We start from the raw sequence: 12275 nt of genomic DNA, 5'->3' as shown, positions 1-12275 counted from the left end.
TATCGTTGTGCCCAAACTCAAATAGAGACAGGTTTTCTAAGCGAGGAGAGATCAATAGACACTGCAGTGAAACCTGTCCAGACTAGTCTGGGACGACGGCGACACTAGCTTGCATATCCTCTCCCCCTAACAGCGTTGTCTGTCACCCCAAGACGAAATCCTCAATGTCCCACCTCTAACGTATTAAGTCAAAGGAGCTGATGATGTTACCCTGGAGAAAGATAGCTCTGTCCGCGGGCCTTCACGACCCGAAGGTCCTAGGCACTGCGGTGTGCCGAATGATGATCTTCTTATGGGCCTGCCTTTGGTGTCTGGGAGGGTTCACGCCGGACAGGGTGTGGGCTGAGGAGACCAGCGCTCAGTCCTCCCCAAGTTCCCCGAGCGCAGCACCCGCGAGCGAGGAGGAGTACTCGTTCTTCCGTCCTTCTCCTGAATGGGAGTGGAGGTTTTTCCCGACCCCCCAGGAAATTCAGAGGTACCGGAGGAGCTGGAATCCGTTTAGCCATGGGCCGATCCTGGCCAATTCCCCAGATGTTCAACCCAAGGGTCAGTTCCTGCTCCAGCTCTATGTCTTTAGCGAGGTTGGCGCCTCGCAGTACGGCAATACCATGTCGATAAAGCCTCACCACGCATCGACTGACCTCCAGGCGGTCGCCCCCACCTGGTTCTTGGGGTATGGCATCACGGATAATATCGAGTTGGATATCGCTCCCCAACTTATATGGTACAACTCCTATAAAGACTCTGGCCCTTCGTTGTCCGGACATGGAACCGCACATCCTAACGATATTGGGCTTGGGGACACCACGATGTATCTCAAGACGCGCATCCGTGTGCAGGACCCCGACTCTTGGAAAGGGACCTTCACGCTCTACCACGGAATAAGCCTCCCGACCAGTCAATGGTTCGGCACTGGTACGTTCGGCACGCATCCCATTCCAGGCGGATTCGCTCCTCTAGGCCGCCTTCCGTCCAGTAAGTTCGGAGGACTTGCCCTCACAGAAGGCGTCATGTGGCGAAAGAACATCAAGCCGTTCCGGTTCATGGGCTCGGTGTATTATACCTACACCATCCCCGGCAGCACGAGAGGCGAGACCACGTATAACGGCGATATCATCAATACTCGGGCCATCGCAGAATGGATTGTAGACGACAAGCGGGGGCTGGGCTTTGCCCTTGAGTTCCTCTCAGTCCATGGAGTGCCCTGGCGGATCGATGGGCATAGCCAAAACATCAACCCCACTACCTATAACCTGATTGGCTTGGAGCCCTCCATCCAGTATACGCTCTTCCATGGCCCGGGTGGCTCACTGGTAGCTGCCGCGGGATGTTTGTTCTCGCTCGCCGGGCAGAACGATATCAACGCCATCTACCCCAACATGTCTATCTACTACTACTGGGCCAAAAAGGGCACTCCAGTGATGCGCTAACAGTCGATCGCGTTGGCGCATCGGCGTCGATATGGCTATCGGCGGACCACGGCGGAACTTCGCCGGCGTGGTCTGCCGGTGAACCACAAACAGGTGGCGCGGCTCATGTGGGAAGACAACCTCGGCCATCCAACCGCGAGCCTTCGGTGAGCTCCTCAAATACCAAGCGGTCTTTTCTTGTGCGTTACGGGTCGATACCCTTCGTCCTAGGGATTGCTTCCATTTGTTAAGGAGGACTGCATGCGGAATAGAACAGTCCTGGTCTTAGTACTTTTTGCTGTCATTGCTCTCGCACGAGTAGCTGGAGCGGAAGTGGATCGGGAGAAGTTATTAAAGGAACCAGGCGTCTATGCAACGTTTGCCGCCTTCAAGGTCGGTGATCAATGGTCGCAAATGGATAAGCAAGCCAAGGCGGGCGCTGTGGAGGAAGTGAAACGGGTGTTTCAGATGCATGCGGACAAGGTCTCCGTGGATACCCACTTGGTGCGGGGCTTGTCCGAGAAAGCGGACTTTTTTCTCAGAGTGCACTCCAAAGAAATGATCGACAACCAGAATTTTTTGGTGGACTTTATGGGCACGTCGTTCGGAAAAGCCCTCAAGAACACCGACACGTTTAACGGCATCACAAAGGCCTTGAACTATGTGCCGAAATTTCCGGAGGAGCTAAAGGCTGAACTGAAGACTCCACCGCCTCAGGGCAGTCCGTACGTGGTGGTGGTCCCTGTCCGCAAAGATGCCGATTGGTGGCTGATGCCACAAGATGCCAGAACCACTTTGATGAAAGAGCATACAGATGCGACGGTGCTCTACCTGAAGACCGTGAAGCGCAAGCTCTACCACTCCAGCGGCCTAGACGATTTGGACTTCATCACGTATTTCGAGACAGCTAAGCTTGACGATTTCAATAACCTGGTGACCGCGTTACTGCAGGTGAAAGAGAACCGCCACAATAAACGGTTCGGTGAGCCCATCCTGCTAGGCACCATTCGTCCGCTTGATGAGATTCTGGAAATCATCGCGCGCTAGGGTTCAAACTCTACCTTTGGTTATGATGTGGAAGTGCGTCAGACGCTGAGACGAGAGACGTATGGTTCTAAGAGAATGACGAACGACTTCTGAAAGAGATCAAGCGGGTGTTGGCCACCGAGTTGGCGCAGGAAGCAGGAGATCAATCACAAAATCAAAGCCAAACTGATGTCCTATTCGAGGAACCTCGTTGAGAGCAACGCTGAATGGGACGTGCTCTATCGCAAGACTTCTAGGAAGAAACGCGAAAGCGAACCTGATCGAGAGGTGAGCGGAGATGAAACCCTACATGACCGTGGTGATTGTGATAGGGATTGTTCTTCTCTTGGCGAGTGGGATGGCCTGTTCGCAGAAGCACAAGCCGCTGGTGCCGTTGGCGCTTGAAGGCGAGGTGAAGTCGCAAGCGACTCAGTTAACGGAACAGGGGATGCAAGCCTATGAGGCTCGCCAATTCGAAGCAGCCAAGCAATACTTTGAGCAAGCGATGGCGGCAGCCCCAGAATCGGGACAGGCACATTACAATTACGCCTTGGCATTGAAAACACTTGGCAATATTGATAGCGCGCGGCGGCACTTCATGGAAGCGGCTGATTTGGCTCCAGGAGACAAAATCATCTGGGATTCGCCAGCCCTCGCCCCGCATGGGGATCCCGAGTCCACCACCACCAACCAGAGTCGGTACGTCGAACGTCCCCAGGGGACTGTGCGGCCCAGTCTTGGCAACATGCCGGGAGCTTATTGATAAAGGATGGAACCATTCAGGGGTATGAATGGGTGGCTGTGGGTGGAACGATCAGCCGATGGCCCTGAGTAACAGCGTCGGTGGCGAGGGAGATTCGTGCGGATCAAAAACCAACAGGAGGTCGATGTTGCCGGAACCTATGTGAGCATTCTCCGCGGATCATCTCTCGTACGGATCAGGCCTGGCTCGGTTTACCGACTGATTCGGCGCCGTTCTCCGCTTGCTTCCCCGCAGCAGCGATTTCTTCTTCGGCTTCTTTCATAGAAGCTTGGAAGTCCTGTTCGACCATTTTGACTTCTTGTTGAATCATGTTCAGCTCCGGCTCCACGGACTTCCGTAGATCGTCAGCTGTATCTTTGAAACTCTTGATGGCCTTGCCGACTTGCCTGCCTACTTCCGGAAGTTGCTTTGGGCCGAAAAGGAGAAACGCGATCACCAGAATGATTAAGATCTCACTGGCTCCCAATCCGAACATACGTCACATTGGTACGAGGAGGTTGCTGATTCCCCGCTCTCCGGTCGTGCCGGCACACGCGGACCGTCTAACCTTGTTTCACCTGGCCCGTTTGCGGGGCTTGTGATGCGGGCGATGGTTTCTCTTCCGATTGGGCGCTCACCTGAGCGGATGAGGGGGCCTGCGTCTGGGCCTGTTGAGACTGTTCGGCCGGCGTGACATCGATCGCATCGGCCTCATGAACGGACTTCTTGAAGCCTTTGATGGCTTTACCAAGGCCTTCTCCCAATTGAGGAAGTTTGCCTGCGCCGAAAATGATCAACACAATGATCAAGATCAGCATCAGTTCCATCCACCCAAATGAACCGAACATCAGTACCTCATTATGAACAAAAGGAGCGTGGGCGGAGTACGACAGGGCATCCAGGGCGACAAAGGCAAACCACACCCTCAAGTTCTAGTAAGCTGAAGGCTATAGAAGATTCTACGACAAGTCAAGATGAACAGCGTGGGTCAGGAACATCAGAACGCTTGGATGATACCACCCCCGAGAACTTCCTCACCGTCATAGAAGACAGCAGATTGTCCCGGGCTTAGGGCTCTTTGAGGTTCGTGAAACCTGATGCGAAGGCTGGATGGGGTGAGTGGTGAAACAGTGGCGGGAGTCGGGGGCGTGGCGTAGCGTACTTTGACGTCAACCGTGACTTCACTTTCGCGGAGCCATGGGACGAAGAGGTTCAGGTCGCTCACCGTACACTCCTCCTTCCGAAGTGAGTGTTCCGGGCCGAGGAGCACGGTATTTGTCGCCGCATGAACTTGCTGAACATACAGACGCTCGCCAGCTGCAATGCCAAGCCCTCTACGTTGACCGGGCGTATAGAATGCAATTCCGTTATGCTGCCCCAGGGGCTGGCCGGCGGTGTCGACAAAGAGTCCAGGTTTTTTGGCTTCGGGTGCTTCCTTCTCAATGAAGGTGCGGTAGTCTCCCTGGGAGACGAAACAGATCTCCTGGCTCTCCTTCAGCTCATCGGCGGGGAGGCCCATGGCTTCCGCTTCAACCCACACGTCTGACTTCTGGAGTCCGCCAACGGGGAAGAGGAGTTGGGGCAGCCATCGAGGGTTCAGTCGGTAGAGAAAGTAGGTTTGATCCTTGCCATGGTCAGCGGCACGAGCGAGGACCGAATAGCCGCGATTCATCTGAAGACGGGCATAGTGTCCCGTCGCGACGTAGTCGAAGCCCCGGGATGTGGCGAGGTCCACGAGCCCCCGAAGCTTCACGCGCTCATTGCAGCGGACGCAGGGGTTTGGCGTGGTGCCGCTGGTATAGCCGGTCAGAAAGTCGTCGATAACCCCCGTGCGAAATGTGTCGCGAGCATCAAACACCTCGTGGGGGATGTGCAGGACTTTCGCAACGTGTTTGGCAATGCCGACTTTGCAGCAGCCTCGTTCTTGCCACTTCTTGGAGGTCGCGACCGATTCGTCTTCGTGCTCCCAGACCTGGAGGGTGACGCCGTGGACATCATAGCCCTGGCGCACGAGCAACGCGGCAGCAACGGAGCTATCAACTCCGCCGCTCATCCCAAGCAGAACAGTGGGGCGAGTCATAGGGGGCCATTCTACCGGGAGAATGGGCAAAGGGCTAGAGGCTGGAGGGGCGTAGCTTGCTGCGAAGAGTCGTCAAGTCGTGAACGCTTTTCGATGACGAGGGATGCTCATCCACCCATTTGTGAGCCCCCATGTCGCACATGCCGTGGAAGTGAGCGCCGTCTTCGATGGAAATGCCCGGGGTTCGGATATCACCGATGAGAATCCCAGGCTTTTGGATTTGAACCTTGGCAGTGGCCGTCACCGTGCCGTTGATCTTACCGCTGGTCATCAAGACCGCGGCAGAGATAATCCCCTTGACGACCGCTTGTTCCCCGACGATCAGGGTTCCTGTGGTGTGGACTTCACCTTCGACGCGGCCATCGATACGGATCGTTCCATCAAAGTTGACGATCCCTTTGAAATCGACACCTTTCCCTAGAAAGGTGAAATTCCCATCGTTACCGGCGTCCTGTGCATGTTTTTCTCCGAGAGCCCACATCAGCGTTCCATGCTCCTTATGACAGAAACCGACGAGGCACTATGCCAAATAGCGTCGAACGAAGAGCTGCTGCGTCCACCTATGTTTAGAATATCATATGGCTAGACGTTGACCCTCCTCACTCCGCTCTCGGTAGTAGGTCCGACAGGATGGAGAGACGTGTCTCGAGGAACTTCTCTCTGTGCGGGGCGCACGGCTTGTTCCATCTCCAAGGTACCATTAAACAGGACTCCTTCTTCGATGGAGAGCATCGGAGTGACGACTCCCCCGCTGATCACGGCGGGCGCACGGAGTTTCATCTTTTCTCGCGCGTGAATTTCCCCCGTGATCTTGCCTTTACAGACAATGGTGCCGGCGGTGACTTTGGCGGTGATGACGGCTTCTTCACCGACCAATAAGATGCCGTCCGTGTGGATTTCCCCCTCTAGGGTTCCATCGATCCGCACGGTCCCGTTATAGGTAATGGTGCCCTTGAAGACCACACCCTTTCCCACAAAGGCGCTGACATCTTGTTGAGCGTCGGACCTTGTCGAATCAAAGCCCGTTCCGGTGCCCTCAAGGTCCACTTCATCAGCGCGCCTGCCGTCCTGTTTGTCCTTCCACATACGATCGCCTCCTCTCACAGAGTGGGATAGGGGTGCCTGAATCAATCATGTTCGTTGCCGTTAGATGTCGTATCGGTTGGTCCCGACAGGATATTTAGCGTTCATAGGCGTCAAAATGCAACAAGGTGCACCTTTTTAGAGGGTTTGTTAGGACCCGGTCGCCCCCAAACGAAGGATTACCCAAGCAGAGTCTCAAGGACGCCATCGAGTTCGTCCGAAGAAAAATAGTGAATGACGAGTTTACCTCCCTGCTTCTGGGGATGGACGGTCACTTTGGTGCCGAGACGCTTCTGTAATCGTGCTTCAAGGTCGGCCCATTGTCCACTACGGGCAGGCTTTTGCTGCCGCTTCTTCCCCACGAGCGAGAGTTCGACGAGCTTTTCCGTTTCTCTAACAGAGAGGGCGCCGGATGCGACGAGTTTTCCGACTTTCAGCTGGTCTTCAGGGGACTGCAGCCCCAGAAGCGCTTTGGCATGGCCGGCGGAAAGCGTTCGTGCTTCGACAAGTTCCTGGAGTTCCGGATGAAGATAGGTGAGTCGAATGAAGTTCGCGACTGAGGAACGATCACGGCCGACCTTCACAGCCACCGCGTCCTGAGTGAGGCCGAATTCGTTCATCATGCGCGAATAGGCACGCGCCGTTTCCATGGGGTTTAAGTCTTCCCGCTGGAGATTCTCGACCAAGGCGAGCAACAGCGATTCTTGATCGCCGCAATTCTTAATCACCGCTGGGATCATGGCCAAACCAGCTTCCTTGCAGGCCCTCCATCGTCTCTCCCCGGCGATGAGTTCGTAGATCCCGTCCCCCTTCCGACGGACGATAATAGGTTGAAGGATCCCGCTCTCCTTAATGGACGCGGCGAGATCGGCGAGTTCTTCCGAGGCGAAGGTCTGCCGTGGCTGATAGCGATTCGGCACGATATCCTCTAGGCGGATCCGCTGAACGTCGGCCGTCTCAGCCGGCTTGGTTACCTTGGAGGAAGGTAAGAGGGCGTCGAGTCCTTTACCGAGCGCTTTTTTCTCCATGAGCAATAAACTCCTTAGCTAAAGTTACGTAAGCCTGCGAACCAGCCGATGCAACGTTGTACAAGATCCCCGGGCGGCCATAACTCGGCGCCTCAGCGAGAGCGACATTGCGAGGAATAACGGTTTGGTAAACCTTGTCTTGGAAGTGAGACCGAATTTGTTCGGCAACCTGCCTGGACAAGGTATTGCGTGAATCAAACATCGTCAAGACTATGCCTTCGACGTCTAGGTCTGGATTAAACGATTGATGGACGAGATCGATACTGCCGATGAGACGCGTCAGGCCTTCCATTGCGTAGTATTCACATTGGACGGGTATCAAAACTGAGCTGGCAGCGGTCAGCGCATTGATGGTGAGAATTCCAAGAGCCGGGGGGCAGTCGAGAAAAATAAAATCGTACTTATCTCTGACGTCACTAATAATAAACCTCAGATGACTCTCACGGCCTTCAACATTCGCGAGCTCAACTTCCGCTCCAGCAAGATCTGCATTGGCAGGTAGGAGTGAGAGTCCTGGAACGGGTGTTTCCGTTGCAGACTCTTGGATAGTACTGCTCTTAACGAGACAGCTGTAGGTGCTGCCTTTCAGCGATCTTTGGTCGACACCAAGGCCGCTTGTCGCATTTCCTTGAGGATCCATGTCAACCAACAGCACAGACCTTCCCTCCAAGGCAATTGCAGAGGAAAGATTTATCGCCGTAGTAGTCTTCCCGACGCCACCTTTTTGATTTGCAAACGCGATAACCTTTCCCATTCATATGCTCCTACACTCAATTCATGTTCCACGTGGAACATGGAAAACAATTTGACTAGGACGCTAGAGAAAAGATGGAAATCGTTCGATGCCCATACTCTCCAGGAAGGTCAAACGTGTATTCATTTATCAACCGCCACTCAGTGAAATCGTATGACTTTTCAATAGATTGCGACGAATAGAGGATCGCTCTTCCTCCTTGACGAACGACGCTCCTACCTTCCCGAAGAACCAAGGCGGGATTCAATGCGCGAGTGGTAATGTAATCAAATGATTTTTTGACATGGTGCATGCCTATAAAACGATTCAGAGGGATGTCGCATATGTCCACTCTTTCAAGCCGGAGGAGCCCGACGATAAAATGAAGGAAGGAGGATTTTTTTTTGGCTGGCTCCAGGAGAGTAATGCGAAGATCAGGTCGTACAATCTTTAGCGGAATTCCTGGAAAGCCTGCTCCTGTCCCAACATCAAGAAGCTGCGATCCAACCTCAATATCCGTTGCTATTAGCGCGGCAAGAGAATCCACAAAATGCTTGATGACGATCTCCTCGTTTACCGTAATGCTCGTGAGATTGAATGATTGATTCCAAGTTTGGAGCTGCTGGAGGTACGCCATGAACAATTGAACCTGTTCGCTATTGAGCGGAAATCCAATTTCTGCTGAACTTTCCTGAAGCAGTGAGGAAAGTGAGCCCTCTTGTTCCACGTGGAACAATTACGCTGATGGTATTAGGAGGTCAATAGGAAAGGAATGGATTAGCCGAATTTTATGGTGCGACTTGTCGGTCAGGAGGGAGTCGGCGCCTATTTTTTTCTATAGCAACCATGAGTAAAGAAATGGCGGCCGGAGTCACCCCTGATATTCTAGATGCTTGGCCGACCGTCTCCGGTCGCACCCGGTTGAACTTCTCGCGAACCTCACGAGAGAATCCGGAGACCTTGTCATACTCAAATGTGTGCGGTATCAATTTTTGTTCGAGTTTCTTAAATTTTTCAACTTGCTGGATCTGTCGACGTACATAACCTTCGTACTTAATCTGAAGTTCGACCTCTTCGGCTGCTTCATCATCTGGAACCGCAGGCGTTCCAAACACTCCTAAGAGATCTTTATAGTTCGCCTCCTGTCTACGCAGGAGCTGCGCCATGGTTTGTACGTGTGAAGCATTCTCCAGATAGGTTCCTCTGATCTGGGAATGGATCTCGTCCGTGAATCGTGGTCTGGTTGTATGTAAGTGCTCGATTTCATGCTCGATCATTGTCTTTTTCTGTAACAGTCTATCGTACGCTTGTGGCGCAACCAAGCCCATCTCGTACCCAATTTCCATAAGGCGAAGATCTGCGTTGCCATGGCGGAGGAGCAATCTGTATTCGGCTCTGGATGTGAACATGCGGTACGGTTCGTAGGCATCCTTCGTAATGAGATCATCGATCAGGACGCCGATATACGCTTGAGATCGGTCTAGGATTAGCGGGGGTCGCTCCCGCAGTTTCAAAACAGCGTTAATCCCAGCAAGTAAACCCTGTGCAGCAGCTTCCTCGTACCCGGATGTGCCGTTGATTTGTCCAGCATGATACAGACCGGCGACATGCTTGGTTTCAAGCGTTCTGTATAATTGACGAGGGGGAAAGTAATCGTACTCGATAGCATAGCCAGGCTTAAGCATCCTGGCATGCTCCAAACCGTGGATCGTCTTCAACATGGCCGCCTGAACATCAACAGGTAAACTGGTGGAAATACCGTTCGGATAAAATTCAATCGAATCGAGTCCTTCAGGCTCGATAAAAATCTGGTGACGTTCCTTTTCGGCAAAGCGGACGACTTTATCTTCGATGGAGGGGCAATACCGCGGTCCTACAGATTCGATCACCCCGCTGTACAAGGGGGAGCGATCAAGGTTCTGTCGGATGATGTCGTGCGTCTCAAGTCCGGTATAGGTCAGGTGACAGAGAACTTGTCTCGTTGTGATGCTCTGCGTGCGATAGGAGAAGGGCGGAGGGGGAGAGTCGCCGGGTTGAGGGATCATCGCTGAAAAATCAATCGTAGATTTATCCAATCGGGGAGGAGTTCCTGTCTTCAGCCGTCCGACTTCAAACCCGAGATCTCTCATGCAATCGGAGAGGTGTTCCGCCGAGGCTTCCCCAGCGCGGCCAGCCGGGAAATGGTTGAGGCCGATATGGATAAGACCCTTAAGGAAAGTACCCGATGTCAAGACTACGGCCTTGGCGCCGATCGTCTCTCCAGAGCCTGTCACAATCCCGGTGACGGCCTCGCCGGTTACAAGCAGTCGATCGACAACTCCTTCCGCCATCGACAAGTGTTTCTCAAAAGCGAGGGTTTCTTGCATGGCGATGCGATACAGCGCCTTGTCACACTGGGCGCGCAACGCACGAACCGCCGGCCCTTTGCTCGTATTGATGAATCTGAATTGAATCCCGGCGCGATCGGTGTTGCGACCCATTTCGCCCCCGAGCGCGTCAATTTCCTTGACGAGGTGCCCCTTGGCGATTCCTCCAACAGCCGGATTGCACGACATCTGCGCGATTCGTCCGATCTCCATCGTCAGGAGCAAGGTCTTCGCACCCATTCGCGAGGCAGCCAGTGCCGCTTCACAGCCGGCATGGCCTCCTCCGACCACAATGACGTCAAATTCTCTTGCCAACAGACCCTCTACTTGCCGATACAAAATTCAGAAAAGATTTGCTCCAATACCTCATCCGACGTGATGGCTCCGACTATCTCACCAAGCGCGTCAGATGCGCCACGGAGATCGACCGCAACACACTCGGGCTCGACACCTCCGTGAATAGAAGCCAGTGTCTCCTCGATCGAGACCGCTGCACGCTCCAAGGCCATGCGATGTCGTATGTTGGTCACCACGACCCCATCGTTGGACTCCAAGGATGCGCCGAGAAACTGTGATTCAATCGCGCGTTGAAGTTCCGGTAGTCCCTGTCCTGTGCGGACGGAGATGGGAAACACCTGACGATTGGTGCGTTCAGAAAGTCGACCCACGAGATCCTTGGCTGTTGTCGGGGCGATCAAATCCGTCTTGTTGAGCACGAGCACATCTTCCCGAACCAGAGCCGGAAAGGTCCAGTTCCCAACGCCGGTGTTAGTCAGTTCGGCGGCATCCAAGACATGCAAAATCATATCTGCCTGTTCCTGGGCACCCTTCGAACGATTGATACCTTCTCGTTCAACCGCGTCGGAAGTTTCGCGCAGGCCGGCCGTGTCGACCAACGTGATCCGTAGTCCCTGCCAATTAACCGACTCCTCAATCAGATCACGGGTCGTTCCTGGAGTATCCGTCACAATGGCTCGATTCTCTCGAAGCAAGCAGTTCAACAAACTCGATTTCCCGACATTGGGCTTCCCGACGATTACCACCCGTGCCCCGTCTCTCAGGACGCGCCCGGTCTCAGCAGTCGCCAGCATCTTCTGTATCTGGGCCGACGCATCCTGGAGAGACGCGACCAATTCTGCACGTCCCACGAACGCGATATCCTCTCCTGAAAAATCAATCCCGGCCTCAACGTGTGCCAGCAAGGCTGTGAGGCAGCTCCGAAGCCGGTTGACTTGCTGTCCGAGTTCGCCTCGGAGCTGTCGCTGTGCCAACCGGAGACCAAGGTCTGACTTCGACTTGATGGTATCCAGCACTGCTTCAGCCTGAGACAAATCCAGGCGTCCGTTCAGGAATGCCCGCTTGGTGAACTCACCCGGCTGGGCCAAGCGAGCACCGGCAGCAACGCACGCCTCGCAGATTCGTCGGAGGACAATCCCACTGCCGTGGCAATGAATTTCCACGACGTCTTCCGCGGTGAAAGAACGGGGTGCCTTCATATAGACGACGAGCCCTTCATCGATGAAATCGTTCTCCACACTCTTCGTGGAAGGAGTGTCGATAGACCGGGAAGATGTGGGAAGATCAAGGATGTCGGCGAGGTGCAGTGTGTGAGAGGAGACTGTCCGCAAGGGTCGATTCGAATGCAATCGAACGACTTTGTCGGCTACATCAGCGGCCTGTTGTCCGCTAAGCCGCACGATCCCAATACCCCCCTCTCCAACGGGAGTCGCGATCGCGCAGATTGTATCTTCAGGTGCTCCATCGATAGGCATGATCCCACGCGCTCCGAATGCCTATTTGCATTGGCA

Annotated in this window: 14 protein-coding genes; 4 read left to right on the top strand and 10 right to left on the bottom strand. The window is 54.1% G+C overall.

What is annotated here, in order from left to right; genetic code table 11:
* The first annotated feature begins 608 nt into the window (after positions 1 to 608).
* The 4 genes from H8K03_10910 to H8K03_10895 all read left to right on the top strand — a co-directional run bounded on the left by H8K03_10910 (position 609) and on the right by H8K03_10895 (position 3198).
* On the top strand, positions 609 to 1430 hold the full coding sequence (locus tag H8K03_10910; GenBank protein UVT18358.1) for a hypothetical protein: 822 nt from the start codon (positions 609 to 611) through the stop codon (positions 1428 to 1430).
* Between the two features lie 12 nt (positions 1431 to 1442).
* Positions 1443 to 1580, top strand: a complete 138-nt coding sequence (locus H8K03_10905; GenBank protein UVT18357.1) for an IS3 family transposase — start codon at positions 1443 to 1445, stop codon at positions 1578 to 1580.
* A 90-nt stretch (positions 1581 to 1670) separates the two neighbouring features.
* Complete coding sequence (locus tag H8K03_10900; GenBank protein UVT18356.1) at positions 1671 to 2456, top strand: chlorite dismutase family protein; 786 nt, start codon at positions 1671 to 1673, stop codon at positions 2454 to 2456.
* A gap of 277 nt (positions 2457 to 2733) precedes the next feature.
* On the top strand, positions 2734 to 3198 hold the full coding sequence (locus H8K03_10895) for a tetratricopeptide repeat protein (GenBank protein UVT18355.1): 465 nt from the start codon (positions 2734 to 2736) through the stop codon (positions 3196 to 3198).
* A gap of 175 nt (positions 3199 to 3373) precedes the next feature.
* Here the strand turns inward: H8K03_10895 and H8K03_10890 are convergent, their stop codons facing one another.
* The 10 genes from H8K03_10890 to mnmE all read right to left on the bottom strand — a co-directional run bounded on the left by H8K03_10890 (position 3374) and on the right by mnmE (position 12239).
* Complete coding sequence (locus H8K03_10890) at positions 3374 to 3673, bottom strand: twin-arginine translocase TatA/TatE family subunit (GenBank protein UVT18354.1); 300 nt, start codon at positions 3671 to 3673, stop codon at positions 3374 to 3376.
* Positions 3674 to 3740: 67 nt separating this feature from the next.
* Positions 3741 to 4025, bottom strand: coding sequence for a twin-arginine translocase TatA/TatE family subunit (tatA, locus tag H8K03_10885; protein UVT18353.1), 285 nt, complete (start codon positions 4023 to 4025; stop codon positions 3741 to 3743).
* Between the two features lie 149 nt (positions 4026 to 4174).
* A complete protein-coding gene (gene mnmA / locus H8K03_10880) occupies positions 4175 to 5257 on the bottom strand; it encodes a tRNA 2-thiouridine(34) synthase MnmA (protein ID UVT18352.1) in 1083 nt (360 codons plus the stop codon).
* Positions 5258 to 5291: 34 nt separating this feature from the next.
* Positions 5292 to 5738, bottom strand: a complete 447-nt coding sequence (locus H8K03_10875) for a polymer-forming cytoskeletal protein (protein UVT18351.1) — start codon at positions 5736 to 5738, stop codon at positions 5292 to 5294.
* Positions 5739 to 5839: 101 nt separating this feature from the next.
* Positions 5840 to 6343, bottom strand: a complete 504-nt coding sequence (locus H8K03_10870; protein ID UVT18350.1) for a polymer-forming cytoskeletal protein — start codon at positions 6341 to 6343, stop codon at positions 5840 to 5842.
* A 176-nt stretch (positions 6344 to 6519) separates the two neighbouring features.
* Entirely contained in the window at positions 6520 to 7368 is an 849-nt protein-coding gene (locus tag H8K03_10865; GenBank protein UVT18349.1) for a ParB/RepB/Spo0J family partition protein, read from the bottom strand.
* Positions 7346 to 8122 carry a ParA family protein gene (locus H8K03_10860; protein ID UVT18348.1) on the bottom strand — a complete coding sequence of 259 codons (777 nt, stop codon included), beginning with the start codon at positions 8120 to 8122 and terminating at the stop codon, positions 7346 to 7348. The genes H8K03_10865 and H8K03_10860 overlap by 23 nt, the downstream gene beginning before the upstream one ends.
* A 55-nt stretch (positions 8123 to 8177) precedes the next feature.
* On the bottom strand, positions 8178 to 8828 hold the full coding sequence (rsmG, locus tag H8K03_10855) for a 16S rRNA (guanine(527)-N(7))-methyltransferase RsmG (GenBank protein ID UVT18347.1): 651 nt from the start codon (positions 8826 to 8828) through the stop codon (positions 8178 to 8180).
* A gap of 61 nt (positions 8829 to 8889) precedes the next feature.
* Complete coding sequence (gene mnmG, locus H8K03_10850; GenBank protein UVT18346.1) at positions 8890 to 10782, bottom strand: tRNA uridine-5-carboxymethylaminomethyl(34) synthesis enzyme MnmG; 1893 nt, start codon at positions 10780 to 10782, stop codon at positions 8890 to 8892.
* A gap of 8 nt (positions 10783 to 10790) precedes the next feature.
* The gene (mnmE, locus tag H8K03_10845; GenBank protein UVT18345.1) at positions 10791 to 12239 is read right to left on the bottom strand and encodes a tRNA uridine-5-carboxymethylaminomethyl(34) synthesis GTPase MnmE; all 1449 of its coding nucleotides are present in this window, start codon (positions 12237 to 12239) and stop codon (positions 10791 to 10793) included.
* Positions 12240 to 12275: the final 36 nt, after the last annotated feature.

This window comes from Nitrospira sp., assembly GCA_024760545.1.
Taxonomy (GTDB): domain Bacteria; phylum Nitrospirota; class Nitrospiria; order Nitrospirales; family Nitrospiraceae; genus Nitrospira_D.
This window is presented reverse-complemented; position numbering and strand designations above follow the sequence as displayed.